Below are 25261 nucleotides of genomic sequence, written 5' to 3' on the forward strand. Positions count from 1 at the left end.
GACTTCACCCGTGGGGGTGTCAGTCGTCTCCTGCCCCTGGTTCATCAAGGTATGCAGGCGAACCTCCACTCCCCACGATGAGTTCGCCGAGGGAAGCACCGGCTGACCTGCATCCCTTGATGAACCTGAGGCGCGCGGGACGAGCTAGTCCTGGACCGCCTTGGCGATCGCGACACACATCGTCAGGTAGTGGTCGCCGGGGGCAACCCGGGGGCCGTCTTGCGGGTCCTGGAGCCACCACATGGCGTTGTGCATCATGCGCACCACGACCCAGTCGCGGGCCCGGTGCTCATCGAGTCCCGCGACGTCGACCAGGGTGTGGAACCGACGCCGTACGCCGTCTCGGACGTCACCGGCCAGCTCGTCGTACCGGTTGAAGAGCATGGGGGCGAGTTCGAAGTGAGGATCCCCCGACATCGGTTTCGGGTCGATGGCCAGCCAGGGCGACCGGTGCGCGGCGAGCACGTTCCCGTAGTGCAGATCCCCGTGGATCGTGGTCGCGTCGATGCTGGGATCGGCCAGGAAACCACGGCCCAGAGACACGGCCTGCTGCACCAGCCTGGGCGGGATCGGTGCCGAGCGGGGCACCTGCGACAGCTCCGCGGTCCACTGCTCGACGTACGACGACAGGGTGCGCAACTGCGGGAGCGCGGGGACGTGCAGCTGGGAGTACAACCCACCCACGATCTCGCAGGCCTCCAGGTCCCACAGGTCGCTCAGGTCCGTGGGGTCGAGGCGCTCCAGCAGCAGCGCGAACCGCCGCGGGTCGGCGCGTAGGAGCTCGACTGCTCCTCGTCCCGCCCACTGCTTCAGCGCGAGATGCTCGTGCTCGGCCTCGGGGTGCGGCCAACCGACCTTCAGCATCGCGGGTCGCTGCGCGATGGTGCGCACGGGCACGACGACTGCGCAGTAGCCGTGGGTCGCAGGTCCGTCGAGATCGAGCTGCCACTCCTCGAGGAGGTCGTCGACCAGTGCTGGGAGCGCCTGCAACCAGCTGTCCCACTCCGCGCTGATCGCGGCGAAGGCCAGGAGACCGGCGGGCAGCCTCACCGGGTGCGGATCCAGTGATCGGCCGGCGCCTGCGGCTTGTGCTCGACGGCCTGCCGGGATTCCACCCACCCGTCGGCCCCGAAGGCCTCGCAGAACACGCGTCGCCAGAAGGCCCCCGCCTCAGGGTTCTCGTGCTGGAAGCCCACCCGCCACGGCCCTGGGTGCTGTGCCAGCACGTACGCGGCGAGGCGCCGCCCCACGCCGGTACGTCGCGCCGCCGGCACCACGAAGAACTGGGCCAACGACTGCTCTGCTGTCGCGAGGTCGCTCACCAGCGCGAAGCCGATCGGGGCCGGAGCGCCGAGGTTCGGGTGGGGCGCCCACGCGATCCAGCCTTCACGACCCACGCCCGGATACCCCTCGAGGGGCGCCGTGTTGTAGCGACCATCGGGCTGGGGAAAGCTGTCGACCACCGGTGCCAGGTCGTTGCGGAACGCCTGCCACAGCCACGCGACGATGTCCCACTGGTCATCAGCGACGCGACGTACGTCCACTACTTCTTGGACTTCTCTGCCGTCGGAGCGTTGGAGAGCGCGGCGATGAAGGCTTCCTGGGGAACCTCGACGCGGCCGACCATCTTCATCCGCTTCTTGCCCTCCTTCTGCTTCTCCAGCAGCTTGCGTTTGCGGGTGATGTCGCCGCCGTAACACTTCGCGAGCACGTCCTTGCGGATCGCCCGGATGGTCTCGCGAGCGATGACCCGAGCACCGATCGCCGCCTGGATCGGCACCTCGAACTGCTGGCGCGGGATCAGCTCCTTGAGCTTGCCGGCCAGCATCACGCCGTAGCCGTACGCCGCGTCGCGGTGGACGATCGCGGAGAACGCGTCGACCGGCTCACCGTGCAGGAGGATGTCGACCTTGACCAGATCGGCCGCCTGCTCCCCGGAACGTTCGTAGTCGAGGGAGGCATAGCCCTTGGTCCGCGACTTCAGCGCATCGAAGAAGTCGAAGACGATCTCCCCCATCGGAAGGGTGTAACGCATCTCGACCCGGTCCTCGGACAGGTAGTCCATGCCCTGGAGGTTGCCGCGCTTGGTCTGGCACAGCTCCATGATCGTGCCGATGTAGTCGGAGGGCGACAGGATCGTGGCACGCACCATGGGCTCGCGGACCTCGGCGATCTTGCCCTCGGGATACTCGCTCGGGTTGGTCACCTCGAACTCGGTGCCGTCGTCCATCGTCACCTGGTAGACCACGTTGGGTGCGGTCGAGATCAGGTCGAGGTTGAACTCGCGCTCCAGCCGTTCGCGCACGATCTCCATGTGCAGCAGTCCGAGGAACCCGCAGCGGAACCCGAACCCGAGGGCACCCGAGGTCTCCGGCTCGTAGGCCAGGGCGGCATCGTTGAGCTGCAGTCGCTCGAGCGCGTCACGCAGGGCCGGATAGTCGTCGCCGTCGATCGGGTAGAGGCCCGAGTAGACCATCGGATTGGGGTGCTTGTAGCCGCCCAGCGCCTCGGTGGCGCCGTGGTGCTGGCTGGTCACCGTGTCGCCGACCCGGGACTGGCGCACGTCCTTCACCCCGGTGATGAGGTAGCCCACCTCGCCGACGCCGAGGTCGGAGGACTTGACCGGTTCAGGGCTGATCACGCCCACCTCGAGCATCTCGTGCACGACACCGTTGGACATCATCTTGATCCGGTCGCGGTGCGACAGCTTGCCGTCGACCACGCGGACGTAGGTGACCACCCCGCGGTAGGTGTCGTAGACGGAGTCGAAGATCAAGGCGCGCGGCGGGGCGTCGGCGTCACCGACGGGTGCCGGAGTCTGCTTGACGATCTCGTTGAGCAGGGCCTCGACACCCAGCCCGGTCTTGGCCGAGGTCTGCAGCACGTCGGCAGGGTCGCAGCCGATGATCCCAGCCAGCTCGGCGGCGTACTTCTCAGGCTGGGCCGACGGCAGGTCGATCTTGTTGAGCACCGGGATGATGTGCAGGTCTGCGCCGAGCGCCAGGTAGAGGTTGGCCAGCGTCTGGGCCTCGATCCCCTGGGCGGCGTCGACCAGCAGGACGGCCGCCTCGCATGCCTCGAGCGAGCGCGACACCTCGTAGGTGAAGTCGACGTGACCGGGCGTGTCGATCATGTTGAGCACGTAGTGCCCCGGCGCTGCACCCTGCTCGTTGTCCGCCGGCACCGTCCACGGCATCCGGACGGCCTGGCTCTTGATGGTGATCCCCCGCTCGCGCTCGATGTCCATGCGGTCGAGGTACTGCGCCCGGGCCGCCCGGGCATCGACGACACCGGTCAGCTGGAGCATCCGGTCGGCCAGCGTCGACTTGCCGTGGTCGATGTGCGCGATGATGCAGAAATTGCGGATGATCGCGGGATCGGTGTGGCCGGGCCGGGGGGCAGTCGAGGGGGGCACTGAGGGCTTTCTTCTACGTCGTCGGGGATCGTGTCATTCTTCCATGCCATCCCACCTTCCCCTGATTCGACAGCCTGGGGACACCCGCGCGGGCGCTGGCGGCCGACGTCGGGAAGGATGCCGGGCATGAAGCCCTACCCGGTGCCCAGCCGCAGCTCGGCCCGCCGACTGGAGTGGCAGTTCCTTCCGGCCAACCTGCGTGCCTACATCGAGCGCAAGTGCGGGTCGCCCGTGAACACCGCCGTCTCGCAGAACGCCGGGTTCACTCCTGGCTTCGCCTCGGTCCTGACCTGCGAGGACGGCAGCCGCCACTTCGTCAAGGCGGCGTCGGTCAAGGCACAGCCGGCCTTTGCCACCTCCTATCGCGAGGAGGCTCGCAAGCTGTCGGAGCTCCCGTCCGCCATCCCTGCCCCGCAACTGCTGTGGTCGCTCGACGACGACTGGGTCGTGCTCGGCATCGAGTACGTCGAGGGCCGCCATCCGGCCCGGCCGTGGTCGAGTGCGGACCTGGAGCGCTGCCTGGACACCGTCGCCGACCTCGCGGACCGACTCACCCCGCCGCCGGTGCGCATGGACCTGGACACGTTCGCTGACGAGTTCGCCTCGGTGCCCGGTCACTGGGACCACGTCCGGGCCACCCAGCCCGGGTTGCCACATCTCGAGGAGGCCGCTGCCCTGGCCGCCGGATTCCGCGAGGTCACCGCGGGCGACACGGTCGTCCACACGGACCTGCGTGACGACAACCTCCTCATCGACGACGACGGCAAGGTCTGGACCTGCGACTGGAACTGGCCGGTGCTGGGAGCGTCGTGGCTCGATGCGGTGTTCCTGCTGATCGGTCCGCGGGGAGACGGTCTCGACGTGGAGGCCGTCATCGCGGACCGCAGTGAGCTCAGCGCCGTACCTCCCGATCACATCGACCGGGTGCTCGCCCTGTTGGCCGGCTACTTCCTCAAGCAGCGAGACGACCCGGTGCCGCCGACGTCACCACACCTGCGCGCACACCAGTCCTGGCACGCCGAGACGTGCTGGGACTGGCTGTGCGAGCGGCGCGGCTGGTCGTGACGCTCGAGGCTCGCCTCAGCCCGCCCAGGTGATCAGCTGGTAGGGGCCGTCCTGCTGCTCCAGGCCGTTGAGCACCAGGAACCTGACCGGCGTGCCCGCAGGCTGCGTCAGCGCGACGACGGCGTTCGCCTGCCCGGTCGCGGACGGCGGCACGTAGCTGGTGAACCTCAGGGAGCCCTGGTTCACGAACACCCGGTCGTCCGGATTGGCGCCGCTGCCACGGCCCGCCTGAGCGTAGACGTCCTGACGACCGTCACCGTTGATGTCCCCGACCGCGATCCCGACCCCGTCGGTGCCGCTGGCAGCCGTGCCCAGTCGGACCTGTGCAGCCAGGGATGTCGCGGTCCCGAGACGGTAGGCCCACCCGTTGTCGTCACTGGTGACCAGATCCAGGAGGCCGTCGTTGTTGAGGTCACCGGTCACCGCGTCGGTGATCGCGGTCAGTCCGACGGAGGCTGAGGTCTCGGCGAACCCGGTCCCGGTGTTGCGGTAGAGCAGTGGACGCTCCTGGTGGAACTTGCAGGCCAGCAGGTCCATCCGGCCGTCCTTGTTGTAGTCCAGCGGGAGGGCACACGAGACGCCGGAATTCGGCTGGGACACGTTCCAGGCCGGAGCGTAGGTCAGCGAGCGGCCGGCGTTGTTGAGGAAGATCTTCGACTGCTCGTTCGGCAGACCATTGGCAGGGTTGTCACACGGGTCGCTCACGTTGCGACCCGCCTGGTTGCTCAGGAACAGGTCCTGCCACCCGTCGTTGTTCACGTCCAGGAACGCGACGTACCGGCCGCGGCCGCAGGCGTCGCCGACGCCCCACTCGGTGCCCCGGTCGACGAAGACGCCAACGGAGGTCTGGAACCAGAGTTCGTTGTCCTTCACCGCCGTCTTCACGTAGTTCGACTTGTTGCGCCCACCCGAGCAGTAGGCGTCCTGGAGTCCGTTGCCGTCCACGTCCGCCCAGGCACAGTCGTGACGGTCGAGGATTCCGCCCTGACTGTTGACGCGCGGCCACGCGGTGCGGGCCACCCAGGTGTAGGTGCCGTTGCCGTTGCTGCTGTAGAGGCGACCGTTGGCGTGCTGGTGGTTGACGATCAGGACGTCCTGGTCGCCGTCGTTGTCGTAGTCGACCGGCGCGGCCGACCAGGTGCGCTCGGTGAGGGTGAGGCCGGCGGCTGCTGCGCGGTCGGCCAATTGCGGGTCGGCGGCCTGGACGGCCGCTCCCGGCGCGAGCGCGACCACCCCCGCTGCCGTCAAGAAGGTCAAAGCGATTGAGGCGATACGGATGCGGGACATGGCGACTCCAAAGTCCGAGAAATGCCTTTTATCCTGTCTAGACCCGCTGCCTCCACGGTGCAATGCGCAACAATGACTACCCCGCCCCCCAGTACGTGCCCCCTGGGTCACCCCAGCACGGACAGGGTCACCGGCATGGGTCGCCGCTTCGATTTGGGCTGGTTCCGGGGCGCTGATAGAGTTTCTCGTCGCGTGTCTGGTGTCTGCCGGTCCAGGAGAAGACGCCGATCCGCACCACCTACTTGCAGCAGTTCCGTCCGATTCACCGACAACACAGAGGCGCACCCACGTGGCGAACATCAAGTCCCAGATCAAGCGCAACCGTCAGAACGAGGCGGCGCACGAGCGGAACAAGGCCGTGAAGACGGGCCTCAAGTCCGCCATCCGCAAGTTCCGCGAGCTTGCCGAGGGCGACGACAAGGCTGCCGCCACCGCGGCTGCCCAGAGCGCCACCAAGAAGCTCGACCAGGCTGCGTCCAAGGGCGTCATCCACAAGAACCAGGCGGCCAACCGCAAGTCGGCCATCGCCAAGAAGGCCGCCACTCTCTGAGCCGGTCAGCCCAGGCGCCGTTCCCATCGGGGGCGGCGCTTTGTGCATTTGGCAGGGATGGCCCAGCAGCCAGCCTCAGCGCGGGCTGCGCAGTCGGGTGATCGTGAGCACCAGCCGTTCGAGCGCATAGGACGCGTCGGTGGCTGCACCCTTGATGTCGGCGTCCGCCTGGGCCACAGCCCGGATGGCAGCGGCGGCACCGGCCTCCGACCAGCCTCGGGACTGCTCGCGCAGCGTGCGCAGCTTCCACGGTGGCACCCCGACCACGCGGGCCAGATCGTTGTCCCGCATCCCTCGCGGGGCCGAGATCATGCGGGCCAACCCGCGGGCGCCGGAGGCGAACGCCGAGGTGACCAGGACCGCGGCCGTGCCTCCGTCCAGCGCCCAGCGAAGCTCCTCCAGCGCTGCCGAGGGCCGTCCGTAGAAGGCGTGGTCGGCAACAGCGAACGATTTCGCCTCGGCCCGGCCCCCGAAGTAACGCTTCACCTGGTCGGTCGTGAGGGCCTCGCCGGGAAAGTCATTGGTGAGCTGGTGCGCCGCGGCGGCGAGCGAACGCAGGTCCTGACCGACCGCCTCGACGAGGAAACCTGCTGCGTCACGGTCGATGCGGGCTCCGTGCCCAGCCACCTCCGAGGTGACGAAGGCGGCCAGCTCATTGCTCTTGAGCTGCTCGGACTTCACCTCGGTGACCGTGGGGAGCTTCCTCAGTTTGGTCAGGACCCCGGAGCCCTTCTGGCCACCGGAGTGGGCCAGCACCAACGCGACGTCCTCCACCGGCGCGGCGCAGTAGTCCAGCAGCCCGGAGACCGACTCCTCCGGCAGGTGCTCCAGAGCCCGCACCACCACGCATCGGGTGGAGGAGAAGAGCGAGGGAGCAGCCAGCTCACCGAGGGTCGCCAGGCTCAGGTCCGCGGCGACGGCGTCGGAGAACTCCGCTTCGACGTCATAGCCACGCACCGCGGAGCGAACAGCGGACACGGTGCGCTCGTTGAGGAACTCCTCGGGCCCGGTGATCAGGGTGACCCTGCCGAGAACGGCTGACGGTTGAGGTGCGCGAGGACTGGCCATGGTGGCGCCAGCCTGCCACAGGCCACGGACACTCTGGCTGGCGAGGCCAGCCGGTTCAGCCTCGATGGGTGACCCGCAGCACTCCATCGCGCACGGTGATCGCAATGTCGCCTTCCTGATCGGTCCGGGCGATCTCGAGCCCTGCTGCCGCCAACGGTCCGAGGGTCTCGGTCGAGGGATGTCCGTAGGTGTTGTCGGCTCCCACCGAGACGACCCCCACGCGCGCACCCAGGCTCAGGAGCCAGTCCAGGTCCTGATGCCGACTGCCGTGGTGCGGGACCTTGAGCACGTCCACCCGGAGCCCGGGCCACGCCGCCGCCAGGGCCTGCTGCGCGGGCGGCTCCACGTCCCCGAGCAGCAGGATCCGCACGCCGGCCACCTCCACCAGCAGCACCACGCTCGCGTCGTTGGGGCCACTGCCGTCACCCTCCCCGGCCGCGGACCTGGTCATGGTCGGTCCGGGGCCCAGCACCTGGAGCGTGAGGTCTCCGACGGCTCGACTCTGTCCGTAGCCCGCCACTCGAACCAGGGCCCGTCCACGCGCCTCGGCCCGCACCTGCGTCACGTTGGGAAGCGGGTCCGCGAGGGCACTGACCTCCACAGCGCCGATCGTGCGCCCCGACAGCACCCCAGGGAGCCCGTCGACATGGTCGGCATGGAAGTGCGTCAGCACGACCAGCGGTACGCCGCGCACACCGAGCCGGTCCAGGCACCGATCGACCAGTCGGGGGTCGGGGCCGGCATCGACCACCACGGCCTGGCCGTGACCCGCGTTGAGCACCAGCGCATCACCCTGTCCGACGTCGCACGCGACCAGGACCCAGCCCTCCGGCGGCCAGCCGGGCGTCGGCAGGGGCACCAGCACCGTGACGAGCATCAGCACGAGGGCCGTGGTGCCGGTCCGGCGACTGCGCAGGAGCCTGGGAAGGATGACGGCGCAGAGCAGGCACCCGACCGTCAGCAGGGTGAGAGCCATGGCGCCGGTGCCCCAGCCGACCGCGGGCACCGGCAGTGCGGCGCCGCGCTCCGCGACCTCCACGATCCACTCGGCCGACCAGGCAGCCACCCAACCCAGTGCACGGCCCAACGGGGTGACCAGGAGTCCGAGCACGCCGGCGAGCAGTCCCAGGATGGTGGCCGGGCCCACCGCGGGGGCGGCCAGCAGATTGGTCACCACCGCCACCAGGCTGATCTGGCCGGAGATGGCTGCGACCACCGGCGTGCAGGCGAGTTGCGCTGCGAACGGCACAGCGATCGCCTCGGCGAGCGGCGCAGGCATCCAGGCCGCGAGGGCATCTCGCCAGCCCGGGGCCAGGAAGAGGATGCCCGCCGTCGCCAGCACCGACAGCACGAATCCCGTCGAGGTCGCCAACCACGGGTCGAACAACAGCAGGACGACGACGGCGACGGCCAGAGCCCGTGAACCGCGCTCACGTCCATTGGATGCCATGGCGAGCAGTCCGACCGCCCCCATGGCAGCCGCGCGGACCACGCTGGGCTCGGTGCGAGCGAGCAGGACGAACCCCGCGATGCCCAAGCCCGCGACGAGGACCTGCCAGCGGCCCCGGACGCCGCACCACCGGGCAAGGGTGAGCACGAAGCCCACCACGAGGGTGAGGTTGGTCCCGGAGACCGCCAACAGATGGGTCAGTCCGGTGGTCCGGAAGTCGGTCGCGACCGTCTCGGGAAGCTGCGCGTCGTCGCCGTCCACGAGAGCCGGGACCAGCACCTCCCCGCGCGAGGGCCCGGCCTTGGCGGCCTCGCGGATCGCGGTCCGCAGCGCCCCTGCCGCTCGCCAGGTCACCCCCGGGCCGGTGACCAGGTCCGGCTCTCCGCGTACGGCGAGGATCCCGCCCAGCTGCCGGTCCTCGGCGGGAGTCAACCGACCGAGCACCTCGACCCGGCTGCCGAGGGAGGTGTCCTCCCACTGGCTGGGCGCGATGACCAACACCGGCACCTGGCTGCCCTGGCTGAAGCCGCGCCCCGTCACCTGCTCCACCCGCCCCCGGAACAGGACCTGGTCGGCGAACCGCCCGTGGGTGAGCACAGGGTCGGAGGTCACCGTGAGGCGGGCATGGACGACGGCCGACTGCGAGGCGAGCACCGCCACCGGACTCGTCGCGATGGCATGGGCGCGCAGCCCTGCCCCACCGCCGACACCGAGAGCAACCACCCCGCAGGCACCGAGCACCGCGGTTCCCCGGATCCCGGTCCTGGCCCACCACCAGGCAAGCGCGGCGACGCCTGCCAGCACCACCGGGACGACCATGCTGTGAGGCGCCAGCAACGCCAGCAATGCGCCTGCCCAGGCAGCCACTGCCAGCAGCGGCATGCGCAGGTCGACGGTGGGCTCACCCGATGCCTCCTCGGACGGGGTCACGGGTGGCGCGAGGTCAGATCGTGACGTGGGGAGCGAGCTCGGCCAGCGTCGCGTCACCGATGCCATCGACTTCGAGCAACTCCTCGACGCTGGTGAATGCCCCGTTGGTCTCGCGCCAGCCGAGGATTGCCTGGGCGGTCACCGGGCCGACGCCGGGCAGCTCCTCGAGCTGCGCCTGCGTGGCGGTGTTGATGTTGACCAGGGCACCCGGGCCAGCAGTGGTCTCGGGAGCCGCCGACGCCGCGATGCCGGGCACCGTCGGTGCACCGACCAGGATCTGCTCGCCGTCGACCAGGAGGCGAGCCTGGTTGATCCCGCTCAGGTCGACCCCCGAGCGCACTCCCCCAGCCGCCCTGAGTGCGTCGACGACCCGGGAACCGCTGTCGAGCACGACGATGCCGGGACGACGGACCTTGCCGGCGACGTCCACCACCACCGATGCAGGCGTCGTCAACGACGCAGTCGAGGAGGTGGGCGTGGCCACCGGCGTCGCGTCTGACGAACTGGCAGGCGTCCGAAGGGGTGCCGTGGCGACCTCCGGCGCCAGCGGCACGGGATCGCCCGGGGCGCTGCGCCAGGCCCACCACCCCGCCGCCAGGAGGCCGGCCAGCACCGCGAGCGCGACCAGCACCACCTGGGCGCCGGTGAGCCGCACCCGACCGCGCAGGGTGTCTGGCAGACGCTGGGCGAGGTGGTGGGCGACGACAGCACCGGCCCGGGGAGAGGCGTGGCGACCCGGCACCGGAACCGGTGAGCCGGACTCCGGTCCGACCTCGCTGGGCAACCCATCGCGTGGGGCTGGCCCTCCTTCGCGAACCGCGGCCAGCTCGGCACCCAGCAACGACAGTCGCCGACTGACCTCATCGGGCGGCGGGGCTGATCGGCGTTGGGGCATGCCCCGAACCTAGGCAGCGATCACCGGCCTGCCCACCAGCAATTGGGGCCGCTGTGGAGAACGCTCAGAGCAGCGGCGCAACGCAGACGGCAACCATGCCGGGACCCACGTGCGCTCCGAGCACGGCACCGAGTTCGGCGCACTCCACGGGTCGGCCCTCGAGGTTGTCAGCCAGGCGTTGACCGACGGCCGCCACCAGGGCATCGGCACGATCCGGGTTGGCCAGGTGGGCCACGCCGAGGCTCACCCGTCGATCGCCGGCCGCCTCCACGGCCAGGTCGACGAGCCGCGCCAGCGCCTTGCTGGTGGTGCGCACCTTCTCCAGCGACTCGATGCGCCCGTCCTTGATGCGCAGCAGCGGCTTGACCGACAGAGCACTGCCCAGGATGGCCGCGGCGGCACCGATCCGCCCGCCTCGACGCAGGTACTCCAGCGTGTCGACGTAGAACAGGGAGGTCGCGCCCGTGGCCCGTCGCCGGGCCGCGTCCGCGGCCTCCTGTGCCGTCCCCCCTGCGTCGATGACGTCAGCCGCCTCCAGGGCGGCCACCCCCGTCGCGAAGCCGACCTGCCGGCTGTCGACCACCAGGACCGGGACAGGTGAGTCCCGGGCAGCCAGCTGGGCCGACTCGAACGTCCCGGACATCTCACCGGAGAGATGCACCGACACGATCGAGTCGGCGCCGGCATCGGCCGCCGCCTGGTAGGCCTCGAGCACCGCAGCCGGGGTCGGACGCGAGGTGCTCACCGGCGTCCAGGTCCGCAGGGCCTCAGCAACCTTGGCCGGGGTCGCCTCCGCCGAGCCCTCGTCGTACGACGCGGCTCCGATCACCACCTGCAACGGGACGACCCGGATGCCCCGTGCGGAGGCGACGTCTGCTGGCAGGGACGCGGTGGAGTCCGTGACGACTGTGATGCGAGGCACACCGGAAGGCTACCGGTCAGTCACCCCACGCCTACGGCGTGCCAGTCACCCCACGCCTACGGCGTGCCATGCCCCGCGCACGATCTGCGCAGCGCCCTTGGGCACGACGCCCGCCTTGACCAGGATGCGTGCAGACTCCGCCACCTGCACCGCGGCCTGGGCGAAGGTGCTGTTCGGCACCAGGAAGTGCAGTGCGTGGTACCAGATCCGGGCCGCGACGAGAGTGTCGCCGAGCTCGGTCGCGGCCAGGTAGAACGCCCTGTTCGGGATGCCCGAGTTGATGTGGACGCCCCCGTTGTCACCGGTGCCGGTGTAGCGATTGGCATAGTGATCCGGCTGCGGGTCCTTGCCCAGGATCGGGTTGTCATAGGCCGTGCCGGGGTGCCGCATCGATCGAAGCGCCTCGCCGTACAGGTCCGGGCCCATGATCTCGTCGCCGATCAGCCAGTCGGCCTGCTCCGGGCTCTCGTGGTTGGCCCACTGGGTGATGGAGGTGCCGAAGACATCGCTGAAGTGCTCGTTGAGCGCCCCGGACTCCTTCTGGTAGATCAGTCCCGACGCGTACTGGGTGACGCCGTGGGCCAACTCGTGGGCCACCACGTCGAGGGACCGGGCGAAGCCGGCGAAGATCACGCCGTCGCCGTCCCCGAAGGTCATCTCGTCGCCGTCCCAGAACGCGTTGTTGTACGCCGTGCCGTAGTGCACGTTGAGGATCAGGTCGAGGCCGGTGTTGTCGATGGAGTCGCGGTTGAGGACCTGCTTGAAGTAGCCGCGGACCACTCCGGCGTTGTCGTAGGCGTTGATCACCTCGACGTCCTTGGTCTCCGGGGAGCCCTCCGGGCGGACGAGTGTCACGCGCTGGTTGGCGGTGTTGGCCGAGTCGTAGACCTCGCGGCGCGAGGTGCCCGTCGGTGCGGGAGCAAGGCCGGGGGCGGCGCCGCGCGCGGATCGTCCGAGAGCGTCCCCGCGGCGTTTGCGGGCAGCATCGGACAGCGACTTCTGGCTCTTGTCGGCGGCTGCGCCGTCGGTGTTCTTGCTGACTTCGGACTGCACGTACGGCGGGACGAAGTGACAGATGGTGCGTGTGTGGTTCATCGTGCCCTCCTCAGGGCTTGCGGGTACATGGACCAAGACCCAGGAGCCGAGCACCAGATACAGCCACCAGCACCGACCCCAGTAGTCACGACGGGGCATCCCGCTGGGCCCGAACCGTCTGATAGGCATGAAACGTCGGCACGGGCGTGGGGCCCGGCCAGTCCCTGGGGGAACACCATGCGGTCCACCGTCACCTCGATCTGCGCGGCGCTGGGCGTCGCCACCGCCCTGGCATCAGCCACCGTCGCCCTGACCGCCGGGTCTGCCGCGGCTGCCCTGCTGCCATCCACCGCGGTGCCGGCCTCGGCGGCCGGGGACACGGTCGACTGCTCGGTCACCGCGCAGCCCCTGACGGTGACGGGGACCCAGGTCAGCGGCGAGGTGAGCCTCACCTGCTCCGCGGGAGCCGACATCCACCGCGCCAAGTCAGCGCCCTCTCTCTACGAGGTGCTCCCCGGCGGCACCCTGCGAGAACTGGTGGCCCCCGGCGGCTTCGGACTCACCTCGTCCACCGCTCCCATCCTGTCCTCGGGCAGCGGCGTGCTGCTGGATTGCGGCCGTGGCAGCGGACTGTCCGGGACGCACACCTACCTGCTGCGCGCGCGAGTGACCGTCAAGCACACCACCACCCACTCCTCGACGCCGTACGTCGCGAAGGTGGCCCGCAAGCAGGTCGTCACCTGCCCGTGAGGGTCCCGCTGATGACCGATTCGTGACCCCACCGTGATCCACCGCACCCTCCCAGCGTGATAGAGCAGAGGGGGCGACTCGGACACAAGGGGGACACGGGGCATGTGGAAGTTGGTGCGCTACCGGCGTCTCCAAGCCATCACGATCGCCTTCCTGGCAGCCCTGATCACCGCCTGCGCGGTCTTCGCGCCCCTCTACGACCGCGCCACCCAACAGGCACTCGTCGACCTGCAACTGGCGCAGGCTCCGGTCCAGGTCTCAGGCCTGAGCATCGAAGGCGCCTGGCCGGCGGTCGCCGTCCCCCGATCGGTGAGTCGCCAGTTCGAAACACCGGTGCAAGGGGCCCGAGGCATCGCGAACGTCCTCGCGGGCGCTCCCGCCACGACGGGCACGATGCTGTGGCGTGACGGCTTCTGCGACCACGTCGAGGTGATCGATGGCCGCTGCCCCACCGATGCCGGCGAGATCATGGTGAGCGAGGCGGACGCGGAGGGCTTCGGGTTGGCCCCGGGCAGGCGCATCACCGTCGCCGGTGATCAGCCCATCGGGGAGAGCACCGCACCCGACGTCCACCTCGTCGTCGTCGGGGTCTACGCCGAGGTGCCGTCGGCCTTCTGGTTCGGCACCCGCCTCACGGGACTCTCCGGGATCCTGGACCAGGGCTCCCCGCCGCAGCTCCAGCACGACTTCTGGCTGGCCGACGACAGCTCGTTCGCCTCGATGGACCTGGCCGCCCTGCCGCAGGCGATCATGCTGCTCGACTACACCCTCGACCAGTCGGCGACGGGCGTCGACGAGCTGCTGGCCATGGCCCCTCGGCTGCGGACGCTCGAACGGACCGCGCCGACGAGCGGCGCCGTGGTGCACACCGGACTGCCCGACATCGCAGATCAGGTTGCCCACCAACGCGACCAGTCGCAGGTCACGATCCCGCTGCTGATGGTCCAGCTCGGGCTGTTGGCCACCGTCGTGTTCTGGCTCGTCCTCAGCGCCGCGACCGAGCAGCGTCGGCCCGAGGTCGCCCTGGCGTTGCTGCGCGGACGGGGCCGCAGGGGTGCGCGACGCCTGCTGCTCTCCGAGCTGCTGCCGATGGTCCTGCTCGGCGTCCCCGCCGGGCTCGTCATGGCTGTCGCCCTGTGCTGGGTCACCGTGACGTTCTTCCTGCCCGGTTCGGCCACGGTGGAGCTCAGGTCGACTCCGGCGCTCGCACTGGTGGCAGCCGTTGTCGGGCTCTGTGTCATCGCAGCCCTCGCCGTGTGGCGGGTGGCCCGCGAGCCGGTCGAGACCCTGCTCCGATCGGTGCAGTCGCGCCGGGCCGGCTGGCGACTGGGTGCCCTCGAGACCCTCGTCCTCACTGCGGCGGGGACAGCGGTGGTGGCCTTCCTGACCGGCGGTCTGAGCGGCCCCATCGCCCTGGCCGCACCGGCGCTGCTCGCCCTGGTGGTCGGGCTGCTGCTGGCCTACGCCACCGTGCCGGTCTCGTCCGTGGCCGGGCGCCGGCTGCTCGGCAGTGGCCGGGTCCGCCTGGGCGTGAGCGTGCTGGACGCCGCCCGCAGCCCCGGCACCCGTCGGATGCTGGCCATCCTCACCGTGGCCACAGCCCTCCTGGTCTTCTGCACCGATGCCCTGGTCGTCGGTGACCGGAACCGCGCGGATGCCGCCGAGCAGCAGGCTGGCGCACCGCTGGTCGCAGAGGTCTACGGCAACGACCTGTTCACGGTGCGCAGCGTCCTGGATGACCTCGATCCGGATGGCTCCTCGGTGACGCCGGTGGTCTCGATCAAGGCTCCTGCCCCGGACAGTCCGACGACGCTCGCCGTGTTGCCCAGCGCCTTCCGCCGCATCGCCCTGTTCCCCGGCCAGGATCCCAGCGACATCCCGTGGTCGGAGCTGGCGAGCCCCGAGGTCGAACCGATCCGCCTGTCCGGACCGCAGGTCTCGGGCCTGCTCACCTCCCGGAAGCTGGGGGTCAGCACGCAGGACACCGAGATCCCGCTCACCTTGACCCTCGAGGTGGTCGGCGCGACCAACGAGCCGTTCAGCGTCACCGTCGGTGAGCTGCTCACGGGCAACAGCGTCAGGCCGTTCTCGGTCGACGTCCCCTGCCGGGACGGCTGTGTGCTCTCCGGCCTCCGCTTCGGTACGGCGCCGGGCAGCCGAATCTCGGGAAGCCTCTCCCTGAGCAAGGTGCGCGCCGGTGGCGTGCCGGTGAACCTGGGACCCGGCTCGGCGTGGCAGTCGGTCAACGACACCGAGACCGGCAAGATCCAGGTGCGCTCCGCTGCGCCCGACACGGTCACGGTGCGGCTCGCCACCGAGGGCAGCAGCACGTCGCTGGTGACCCACGGTTGGTTCCCCCGAGTGATCCCAGCCATCACCGCCGGTGCCCTGCCCCCGGGCAGCGACGGCGACTCGTTCGTCGGCACCGGGATCGACGGCCTGGCCCGAGCAGCGACCCGGGTGGCGAGCATGCCTCGGGTGCCGGCAACGGGCCCGGAAGCAGCGGTGGTCAACCTCGACGTGGTGCAGCGCGGGGCCAATGTGGATCCCGAGAACACGATCATGCTGTGGTTCGCCAGCGACGACGAGGCCATGCTCGCCAAGGTGACCGATGCCCTGATGGCTCGTGGCGTGGCCATCACGTCCACGACCACCTTGGCGGATCAGCGGCGGAGCTTCGAGCAGACCACCACCGCCTGGAGCCTCCAGTTGGCGGGCGTGGTGGGCGTGGCCGGCCTCCTCATCGCGGTGCTGGTGCTCCTGGTCATCGCCGCCACCGCGTGGCGCCTGCGCTCGCGCGACCTCGCGGCCCTGCGCATGACCGGCCTGAGCCAAGGTTCGGTGCGCTGGATCGCAGTCGCCGAGCAGCTCATCGCGATCGTCCTGGCCGGTGTCGCCGGAACGGTGTGCGGCCTGGTCGGCGCCCATGCGGCACTGCCGACGGTGCCGCTGTTCGCCACCACACCCGAGGTGTCCACCCTCGACCTGACCACCGCCTGGGTCGCCGTCGGAGCCGCGGCCGGAGGCGCCGTACTCCTGCTCCTGGCGGTCGGTTGGCTGTGTGGCGAGGCCATCGCGCGACGCGCGGTGCTGGACCGGGTCAGGGAGTCACTGTGAGCCTCCACCCGACAGGAGTCAGCCGATGACCGGGCTGCCGATCCTCACCAACCGACTGGTGCACATCTACCACTCGGAAGGTCACGACGTCGCTGCGCTCTCGGGGGTCGATCTCAGCGTCGGGGCTGGCGAGTTCGTGGGGTTGCTGGGGCCCTCGGGAGCCGGCAAGTCGACGCTGCTCAGTCTGTTGGGCGGGCTGTTCCGACCCAGCGCCGGCAAGATCTTCGTGGGCAGCGCGGAGCTGTCGACCGTGACCGCCCGCGAGCTGGACGACCTGCGCGCCACCGAGGTGTCCTTGATGCTGCAGGGTGCCACCCGCAACCTGCTGCCCTACCTGACTGCGCGCGAGAACGTCGAGTTCGCCCAGGCCTCCGCTCGACGGGCCGGGAAGTCGCTGCCCGATCCGGCCCAGGTGCTCGCCGACGTCGGGCTGGAGGCGGAGAGCGATCGCCCCCTGGCCGCCCTCACTCCTGGCCACCTTCAACTCAGTGCGGTGGCCGTTGCCGTGGCCATGGTCCCCGGGGTCCTGCTCGCCGACGAGCCCACCAGCCAGCTGGACCATGCGGCCCGTGACCAGGTCCTGGAGACCATCGGCCGGATCAACCGCAGCCTCGGCACGACGGTGGTGCTGGTGACCCACGACCCGGACGTGGCGGCCTCACTCCCCCGCACGGTCACGATCCGCGACGGCCGGGTGGGCGGCGAGGGTCGCAGTGGCGAGGAGTACTCGGTGGTCACCGCGGACGGGTTCCTCCCGCTGCCACCGCACGCCCGCGAGGACCTCACACCGGGGACCCTGGTGCGCTTCCATCTCGAGGACGGGCGCTACACGCTGCTGGCCGGCGCCCCCGACACCGAACAGGAGGAGCCGACGTGAGCGAGCTCGGTGCCGCCCGTGTGAGCGTGAGCTACGGCGAGGTCCACGCGCTGCACGACGTCAGCCTGCAACTGGTGCCTGGACAGTTCGTGTCGATCACCGGTCCCTCGGGTGCTGGCAAGACCTCGCTGCTGTGGGCGCTGGCCGGAGCCCTGGCGCCCGACTCCGGAACGGTGCACCTGGGCGAGACCCAGGTCACCGGACGCGCCCAGGCAGCCGGTCTTGGGATCTCGCTCGTCCCGCAGGGCAACGGGTTGGCCACTTCGCTGACCGCCCACGAGAACATCGTCGTCCCGCTCCTGGCGGCCGGAACCGCGCCCGGGGACGCCGATCAACGCACCCGGGACGCCTTGGTGCTGGTCGGGCTCGAGGACTCCGGTCGCCACCTGGTCGAGGAGCTGTCCGGTGGACAGCAGCAGCGTGTCGCGCTGGCCCGTGCCCTGGCGGCCGGTTCCACGGTGCTGCTGGCCGACGAGCCGACCAGCGACCTGGACGCGGCCAACCGGGAGCGGATGCTGACGGCGTTGCGGGCGGAGGCGACCCGGGGAGCCATCGTGGTGATGTCCACCCACGACCCCGAGGCAGCCGACTTCGCCGATGGCGAGCTGGCCCTGCACGAAGGCCACCTCACCTGGGCCAGGCGACCTGCCTGACCCTCAGCCGGCGACGATGTTGACCAGCTTCGGGGCTCGCACGATCACCTTGCGGATCGTCCTGCCCTCCAGGGCTCGCAGGACCGCCGGATCGGCCAGCGCCTGAGCCTCCAGATCGGCCTCGGCGATGTCCGGGGACACCTCCAGCCGGGCGCGAACCTTGCCCTGGATCTGCACCACGGCGGTCACCGCGTCCTCGACCAGCAGGGACTCCTCGACGGTGGGCCACCCGACGCGGGCCACTGTCGGCTGGTGACCCAGCCGCTCCCACATCTCCTCCGCGGTGTACGGCGCCACCAGGGACAGCAGGATCGCCACCGCCTCGGCAGCCTCACGTACCGCTGGATCGGCTGCGCCGGGACCTGAGTCGATCGCCTTGCGGGTGGCGTTGACCAGCTCCATGATCCTGGCGACCATCACGTTGAAGCGATGGGAGTCGACCAGCGCTGCGATGTCGTGGACGGTGCGATGGGTGACCTTGCGCAGGGCGACGTCGCCCTCGACCGCGGGAGTGCCCACCGGGGACGACACGTCGCCGCTCAGTCGCCACGCACGCTGCAGGAACTTCAGCGACCCTGCCGGCGACATGTCGGCCCAGTCGATGTCGTCCTCAGGTGGGCCGGCGAAGACCAGGGTCAGCCGGACCGCGTCGACGCCGTACGCGTCGATCATGTCGCCCAGGTTGACCCCGTTGCCCAGCGACTTGCTCATCGCCTTGCCCTGGTTGATCACCTGGCCCTGGTTCAGCAGCGCGGTGAACGGCTCGACGAAGTCCACCATCCCCATGTCGTTCAGCACCTTGGTGAAGAACCGGGAGTACAGCAGGTGCAGGATCGCGTGCTCGACGCCTCCGACGTACTGGGCGGCCGGCATCCATTCGCGCACGGCCTCCTCGTCGAACGGGCCGGCGGTGTAGGACGGCGAGCAGTAGCGCAGGAAATACCACGACGAGTCCACGAAGGTGTCCATGGTGTCGGTGTCCCGCTTGGCCGGACCCCCGCAGTTGGGGCACTCCACGTTGACCCAGTCCTCGGCTGCGGCCAGTGGCGAGACACCCTTGGGCTTCAGGTCGGCACCGCGCAGCTCGGGCAGCTCGACGGGCAGCTCGTCGAAGGGCACCGCGACCTCGCCGCAGGCAGGACAGTGGATGATCGGGATCGGCGCGCCCCAGTAGCGCTGGCGAGACAGCAGCCAGTCGCGCAGCCGGAAGTTCACCGTGCTCGTGCCCAGCCCCTTGGCGACCAGCCAGTCGATGATGGCCGCCTTGGCCTCGGGGATGTCCAGGCCGTCCAGCGAGATCTCGGCATTGGCGGAGTTGACCGCGGGCCCGGTCCCGGTGAAGGCGTCACCCTCGAAGTCGGCCGGGGGCTGGACGGTGCGCACGATCGGCAGGTCGAACGCCTTCGCGAACTCCCAGTCGCGTTGATCCTGGCCGGGCACGGCCATGATCGCTCCGGTGCCGTAGTCGGCCAGCACGTAGTCGGAGGCGTAGACGGGGATCTGGGTCCCGGTCACCGGGTTGGTGGCGTGGACGCCCAGGAACACGCCGGTCTTCGGTCGGTCGGTGGCCAGCCGCTCGATGTCGGTGGCCCTGCGGACCTCCTCGACGTACGCCGCCAGGGCTGGTCGCTGCTCGTCGGTGACCAGCTCGTCGGCCAGCTTGGCGTCGGCGGCCACGACGAAGAAGGTGGCCCCGAACAGGGTGTCGGGACGAGTCGTGAACACCGTGACGGGCGCACTGCGCCCTTCGATCTGGAACGAGACGTGGGCGCCCTCGGAGCGGCCGATCCAGTTGCGCTGCATCGCCAGCACCCGCTCCGGCCAGGTGTCGCTCAGCTGGTCCATGTCGTCCAGCAGCCGCTGGGCGTAGTCGGTGACCTTGAAGTACCACTGGGTCAGCTCACGCTTGGTGACCACGGCACCGCAACGGTCGCACAGCCCGCCGACGACCTGCTCGTTGGCCAGCACGGTCTGGTCGTTGGGGCACCAGTTCACCGGCGAGGCCTTGCGATAGGCCAGCCCTCGTTCCCGGAACTTCAGGAACAACCACTGGGTCCAGGCGTAGTACTCCGGGTCGGAGGTGTGCAGCCGTCGACTCCAGTCGAAGCTCACGGCGTAGCGCCGGAACGACTCCGCCTGGGTCTCGATGTTGGCGTAGGTGTAGGTCGAGGGGTGCTCGTTGTTCCGGATGGCGGCGTTCTCCGCGGGCAGGCCGAAGGAGTCCCAGCCGATGGGGTTCAGGACGTCGTAGCCCTGCTGCCACCAGAAACGCGCGATCACGTCGTGCAACGCCATCACCTCGGCGTGCCCCATGTGCAGGTCGCCGCTCGGGTAGGGGAACATCGTCAGCGCATAGCGCTTCTCGGCGCCCGGGGCGGCGCTCCCGGCGCGGAACGAGTCGAGACCGTCCCAGACCTCCCGCCACTTGTCCTGGGTGGCGCCGATGTCATAGGTGTTCTCGAACGACGTGTCCTGCGTCATCTCTCTCGTCTCCTCGGCCCTGCTGTTGGTCGACACTTCTGCACAAAAAAGCCCCTCCGACAGAGGGGCGGCCGCGCGATCGGTGTGATCAGCGCGGCTGGCGAAGGAGCAGGGACTGCGTGTTCATGGACTCATCGTACCGCTGCCGACCCCCGATGGCTGCACGGCTGGTCGAGGCCGTCGGTCCACCAGAGGCCAAGGTCCGCATTCTTTGATAATTTGCTGGTTCAACCTGCGCATTCGGGACACGGGGAGACAAATGACGAGCCCACGCCAGTCACGTGCTCGCCGTACCCGGTTGACCGCGCTCACCGTCGCCGCCGCCGTGATCCTCACGCTCGTCTCGAGCGTCCTCACCGCCGGCCCGGCAGTCGCAGCCTCCACGCTCGGGGTGGAGAAGACCGCCTCGGTGAGCACCACCCAGCCCGGACAGGACTTCCAGTACACCCTGGTCCCGCGCTGCTCGGGCCTCACCGAAGCGTGCATCAACGCGACCGTCGTGGACATCGTGCCCGCGGGCATCGAGGTGACGGCGCTGCCGCCGAGCAACGCCGATCGGCTGGTCACGTTCGACACCACCACCCGTGAGCTGCGCATCGTCTACCGGATCCCGCTCCCGCCGCCCAGCCCGGCCGGCTCCGTCGGCCTCCCGGCAGGCTCCTCGAACAACGTGCAGGTCGGGGTCAGGGTCCCCGAGGGCAGCGCCGTGACCGACGGCACCGTCATCACCAACACGGTGAGCGTGAGCGCCGACAACGCGCCGCCGGCCACCGACAGCGCCGAGGTCACCGTCGACGTCCCCCGAGTGGTCCGCCCGGTGGCGACCAAGACCTGGCTGGATGGCAGCGCGGTAGCCGGCAGTGGCGAAGCCAGCGTGATCCGCCTCGGAGTGCGCAACGCCTCGTCGACCACCGCCGAGGTCTCGGCGCTGACCGTGGAGGACGCGACCCCCGAGGTCTTCGACCGCTTCGACGTCACCGGCATCGGCCCGGTGACCTTCCCGCCAGGGGCCGACCGGGTCACCGTCCTGGCCTGCACGGAGATCCTGTCTGACTGTGCGGACGCCGACTACACCGCCAGCGCCGCCCAGAGCGGGCCCGGCCTGACACTGCCGGCCGGCATCCAGCCCGCGGACGTCACGGGGCTGCGCTTCGTCTTCACCAGTGCGGCCGGCACCGCGATCCCACCCAGTCCGGACCCGGGGACGGTGGTGGTGAACCTGGTGCTGCGCGACACCCTGCGCAGCACCGGTGCGACGTACTCCCCCACGACCCGCGACGTCGTCGACAACTGCGTCACGCCCTCGGGAGACGACCCGGTGCTCGGCGACGTGTCCGGCACCGAGGTCTGCGCTCAGTACGCCGTCCAGCCCGCCCAGGCCACGATGAGCCTCGACAAGACCTTCTTCTCCGACACCGACGCCAACTACGTGGCCAACGGTCAGGCCGTCGAGGGTGAGAACTCCCTGGTCTCGGGGCTGGTCGCGGCCACCAACACCTCGCCCTTCCCGGTCTCCCAGGTCACCATCACCGATCCCTCCACGACGCCTCCCGGTGAGTTCGACAAGATCGACGTCACCAACGTGCGCGTGATCTTCCCGGCCGGTGCCTCCACCGCCGAGGTGAGCTTCGACTGTGGTGCTGGAGGCACCATCACCCGCCAGCTGGTCCCGCCACCGTCCACCCAGGACCTACCGGTCCCGTGCCTGACCGGCCGCACCGAGGGCGTCACGGTGACCTTCTCGGGCACCGATCCCGACGGCAACGCGACGATCGCCGCCGGTGCGGTGGCCACCCTCGGCATCCAGGGTCGGCTCAACGACAACGTCACCGCCGACGACCTGGTGGGCGGAGGGTCGGCCGGCGTCCAGAACTGTGCCTCCGGCACCGCGACCAGCTCCATCAACGGGGTCGGTTCGGCAGCCGCGGCGGACTGCGCCAGCGTGGCCGTGCAGCCGGCCTTCTCCCGGGTCCAGGGAGTCAAGACCTCCGAGCTGCCGACCATCCTGCCGGGCCTGCCCCGCACGTTCACCCTGTCCTTCACCAACAACGGAACCGTGCCGGCGACCGGGGTCACCCTCGCCGATCCCGCGGACCCGACGGCACCTGGGAACATCTTCGACTCGGTTCGACTCACCCAGCTGACCCTGCCGGCGACCCCGGCCGCCGTGGCTGAGGTCTACGACCCTCTCGTCGACGCCTACGTGCCGTACGACGCCTCCGCGACCGCCCTGCTCCTGCGCGCACGGGGCTTCCGTGTCACCCTCACCGAGCCGCTCGGGGTCCGCCAGACCTACCGTCTGACGGCCCGGGTCGTCCTGCGCGACGGGGTCGAGGCGGGAACGCGGCTCCAGAACTGCGCCTCCGTCGGCTCCGACACCCAACCTGCAACCTCCTTCTGCGCGCCCGCGATCACCGCCACCGAGCCCAGCGAGGGTGCCTCGATCCAGAAGTCGATCAGCCCGGCCACCTCGGTCCGGCCCCGCCCGGGCCTGCCGGGCACGCCAATGCAGGTGAAGCTGGCCGCCCAGAACACCGGGACGCTGTGGCTCAAGCGCCTGGTCGTCACCGACATCGATCCCGACTTCTTCGACGCCGTGGATGTGACCGGCAGCGTCCGGGTCAACTTCCCGCCGTCGTCCAACCGCGTCCAGGTCGACGTCTGCACCACTGACTGCGCCGGCGGCACCTTCATCAACGGCACCCGGACCGCGAATCAGAGCCCGCCCCTGCCGGCCGGCGTCGCAGCCGCCGACGTGCGCGGCTTCCGCATCACCTTCAGCGTCGCCGACGACAGCTTCACCATCAAGCCGGGCACGAACTTCCCCTCCTCCGGGCTGTGCACCGGAGCCAGCGTCTGCATCGGCGCCATCCCGCGTGCCACGCTGCACTCCGACCCGGGCACGACGGTGCCGGACGTGCTCGTGGACACGGCGTCCGGAGGCTACGAGAGCACCCGGCAGGGCGGCGCGCTGGCACCGATCCCGAACACGACCGCCACCCACGAGCTCACGGCCGGGACCGCACAGCTGCGCTTCGACAAGTCCGCCGACATCGCGGCCGGTCCCGGCGAGCCGATCCCGTTCACCTTGACCCTCACCAACACCGGGACGGGCCCGCTGCCCGATCCCAGCATCACCGAGCCGCTGCCGAGTCGTCTCGACTTCAGCCCGAGCAATCCGCTGGCGCCGTACACCTACGAGATCACGCAGCCCACCGGCGCCCCGGCCTCGCCCGAGCCGAGCTTCACCACCACCGATGACGGCGCAGGCCGGGTGCGTGCCCTGCGCTGGGACTTCGAGGGTCTGGTGCTGCTGCCCGGGGGCAGCATCACCGTGACCGTCCAGACCCAGCTCGCTCCGGGAGTCACCGCCGGCAGCACCATCGAGAACAGGGCCGGTGGCACGGCGGACCGCCCCGGCCTCTCGTGCGCCGACGGCGGTTCACGACCCGGAACAGCAACCGACGACCCGGCGTACGGCGACGGTCTCTACTGCACATCCGGGGCGGTGGTCACCACGCTGGCCGGCAACGCCGTGGCCGCAGCGAAGTGGGTGTCGGGCGACACCTCGCTGGGCTGGCTCAACAGCGTCACCGGCGAGTTCTACGACGTGGGAGACCCGGCGTGTCCACGCCTGACGGTGGACGGGGAGAGCTTCACCCGCTACCCGTGCGTTGCCCGGGTCGCCCCCGGCCAGGGGTTCGACTTCTACGTGCGCGTCACCAACGCCGGCACCAACCCCGCGACGGAGATCCGGGTCGTCGACGTGTTTCCGGCGCCCGGTGACACCGGGGTGATCCTGACCGGTGAGGAGCGCGGCACCCGGTGGGACCAGCCGCCCACTCTGCTCGGGCCAGTGGCCCTGTCCGGGGCCGGGAACCTCGACGCGTCCTACTCGACGGTTACGCCCACCTGCACCCTGGACCTCAACCGGCCGCCGGGCACCTGCGCGCCCGACGACTGGAGCGCGACCTACGACCCGCAGAGCAGTGCGTTCCGCGGGATCATCACCTTCCCCGGAGGCCTCGGCCCCGGCGACGCGACCGCGCTCCGATTCCGGATGGCCGCCCCGGCGGCTCCGACCAACGCGGTCCAGAACGAGGTGGCCTGGAACTCGTTCGCGCACACCGAGTTCTTCTCCGACAGTGGCCGCATCGTCCAACTGCCCGCCACCGAACCGATCAAGACCGGGGTGGCCACCGTGTTCGGTGACATCACGACCGCCAAGGTGGTCGTGGGTGACGCCGACGCCGGGCCGTTCGGGTTCGCCTATCGGTGCACGGTGACCCCGGAGACGGGTGCCGGTCCGGGTGACCCGGTGGAGGTGGCTGCCGGCGCGTTCGAGATCCGCGGCGGTGAGGAGCTGACCCTGACCACCGTGCCGGCACGAGCGACGTGCCGCGTGTGGGAGACCGACTCCGCCGGCCTGGTCGGTGACGCGGAGGGCGAGGCGAACGCCAAGTCCGTCACGGTCCCGGTGGGTGGACTCGAGGGCGTGCCGAGAGTCACCATCACCAACCGGGCCGCACCGACCACCAGTCCGCCCGTCAGTCCCTCGACGAGCCCCAGCTCGGAGCCGTCGAACGGCCCCTCCCAGGAGAGTCCGGGCACGGGACCCTCTGCTTCCCCACCCGCGGGAACGATGCCGGACACGGGTGCCTCCCGGAGCCTGGTGCCGCTGGGGACGGCGGGGGCGCTGCTCCTCCTCGCAGGAGTTGGCTTCCTCGTGGTGGCCCAGCGACGGCGTCGCGAGCACTGACCCCAGC

Annotated in this window: 17 protein-coding genes; 7 read left to right on the forward strand and 10 right to left on the reverse strand. The window is 70.2% G+C overall.

From position 1 onward, the window contains the following. Positions 1–144: 144 nt before the first annotated feature. From AB7I40_RS21740 to lepA, 3 genes are read right to left on the reverse strand one after another with little or no spacing between them, the layout of a single operon-like run. The gene (locus AB7I40_RS21740; RefSeq protein WP_428347062.1) at positions 145–1050 is read right to left on the reverse strand and encodes an aminoglycoside phosphotransferase family protein; all 906 of its coding nucleotides are present in this window, start codon (positions 1048–1050) and stop codon (positions 145–147) included. Next, positions 1047–1544 (reverse strand): hypothetical protein, encoded by a 498-nt coding sequence (locus AB7I40_RS21745; protein WP_428347063.1) that lies wholly within the window; start codon positions 1542–1544, stop codon positions 1047–1049. Before AB7I40_RS21745 ends, AB7I40_RS21740 begins: the two co-directional genes overlap by 4 nt. Beyond that, the gene (gene lepA, locus AB7I40_RS21750) at positions 1544–3415 is read right to left on the reverse strand and encodes a translation elongation factor 4 (RefSeq protein ID WP_428347064.1); all 1872 of its coding nucleotides are present in this window, start codon (positions 3413–3415) and stop codon (positions 1544–1546) included. Before lepA ends, AB7I40_RS21745 begins: the two co-directional genes overlap by 1 nt. A 126-nt stretch (positions 3416–3541) precedes the next feature. On the opposite strand from lepA, the gene AB7I40_RS21755 reads away from it, so the two are divergent. Then, positions 3542–4480, forward strand: a complete 939-nt coding sequence (locus AB7I40_RS21755) for a phosphotransferase (protein WP_428347065.1) — start codon at positions 3542–3544, stop codon at positions 4478–4480. 15 nt (positions 4481–4495) lie between these two features. Here AB7I40_RS21755 and AB7I40_RS21760 read toward each other — a convergent pair whose 3' ends face one another. Next, positions 4496–5767 (reverse strand): FG-GAP repeat domain-containing protein, encoded by a 1272-nt coding sequence (locus tag AB7I40_RS21760; RefSeq protein WP_428347066.1) that lies wholly within the window; start codon positions 5765–5767, stop codon positions 4496–4498. Between the two features lie 289 nt (positions 5768–6056). Between AB7I40_RS21760 and rpsT the strand changes: the two genes are divergently transcribed. Then, positions 6057–6317, forward strand: a complete 261-nt coding sequence (gene rpsT, locus AB7I40_RS21765; RefSeq protein WP_428347067.1) for a 30S ribosomal protein S20 — start codon at positions 6057–6059, stop codon at positions 6315–6317. 75 nt (positions 6318–6392) lie between these two features. On the opposite strand, the gene holA is transcribed toward rpsT, so the two are convergent. From holA to AB7I40_RS21790, 5 genes are all read right to left on the reverse strand, one after another. Continuing rightward, a complete protein-coding gene (gene holA / locus AB7I40_RS21770) occupies positions 6393–7385 on the reverse strand; it encodes a DNA polymerase III subunit delta (protein ID WP_428347068.1) in 993 nt (330 codons plus the stop codon). 55 nt (positions 7386–7440) lie between these two features. Then, entirely contained in the window at positions 7441–9765 is a 2325-nt protein-coding gene (locus tag AB7I40_RS21775) for a ComEC/Rec2 family competence protein (RefSeq protein WP_428347069.1), read from the reverse strand. Between the two features lie 13 nt (positions 9766–9778). Then, positions 9779–10660, reverse strand: a complete 882-nt coding sequence (locus AB7I40_RS21780; protein WP_428347070.1) for a helix-hairpin-helix domain-containing protein — start codon at positions 10658–10660, stop codon at positions 9779–9781. Positions 10661–10724: 64 nt separating this feature from the next. Then, positions 10725–11582 (reverse strand): DegV family protein, encoded by an 858-nt coding sequence (locus AB7I40_RS21785; protein ID WP_428347071.1) that lies wholly within the window; start codon positions 11580–11582, stop codon positions 10725–10727. A 45-nt stretch (positions 11583–11627) separates the two neighbouring features. Continuing rightward, positions 11628–12677: a M4 family metallopeptidase gene (locus tag AB7I40_RS21790; protein ID WP_428347072.1), complete on the reverse strand. Its 1050-nt coding sequence runs from the start codon at positions 12675–12677 to the stop codon at positions 11628–11630. 177 nt (positions 12678–12854) lie between these two features. On the opposite strand from AB7I40_RS21790, the gene AB7I40_RS21795 reads away from it, so the two are divergent. From AB7I40_RS21795 to AB7I40_RS21810, 4 genes are all read left to right on the forward strand, one after another. After that, complete coding sequence (locus AB7I40_RS21795) at positions 12855–13367, forward strand: hypothetical protein (protein WP_428347073.1); 513 nt, start codon at positions 12855–12857, stop codon at positions 13365–13367. Positions 13368–13469: 102 nt separating this feature from the next. Next, entirely contained in the window at positions 13470–16484 is a 3015-nt protein-coding gene (locus AB7I40_RS21800) for an FtsX-like permease family protein (protein ID WP_428347074.1), read from the forward strand. A 25-nt stretch (positions 16485–16509) separates the two neighbouring features. Next, the gene (locus tag AB7I40_RS21805; protein ID WP_428347075.1) at positions 16510–17361 is read left to right on the forward strand and encodes an ABC transporter ATP-binding protein; all 852 of its coding nucleotides are present in this window, start codon (positions 16510–16512) and stop codon (positions 17359–17361) included. Further along, a complete protein-coding gene (locus tag AB7I40_RS21810) occupies positions 17358–18014 on the forward strand; it encodes an ATP-binding cassette domain-containing protein (RefSeq protein ID WP_428347077.1) in 657 nt (218 codons plus the stop codon). Before AB7I40_RS21805 ends, AB7I40_RS21810 begins: the two co-directional genes overlap by 4 nt. A 3-nt stretch (positions 18015–18017) precedes the next feature. Here AB7I40_RS21810 and leuS read toward each other — a convergent pair whose 3' ends face one another. Next, positions 18018–20495 (reverse strand): leucine--tRNA ligase, encoded by a 2478-nt coding sequence (gene leuS, locus AB7I40_RS21815; protein WP_428347078.1) that lies wholly within the window; start codon positions 20493–20495, stop codon positions 18018–18020. Between the two features lie 259 nt (positions 20496–20754). Between leuS and AB7I40_RS21820 the strand changes: the two genes are divergently transcribed. Beyond that, positions 20755–25254: a DUF5979 domain-containing protein gene (locus AB7I40_RS21820; protein ID WP_428347079.1), complete on the forward strand. Its 4500-nt coding sequence runs from the start codon at positions 20755–20757 to the stop codon at positions 25252–25254. Positions 25255–25261 lie beyond the last annotated feature (7 nt).

This window comes from Nocardioides sp. (assembly GCF_050246775.1).
Taxonomy (GTDB): domain Bacteria; phylum Actinomycetota; class Actinomycetes; order Propionibacteriales; family Nocardioidaceae; genus Nocardioides.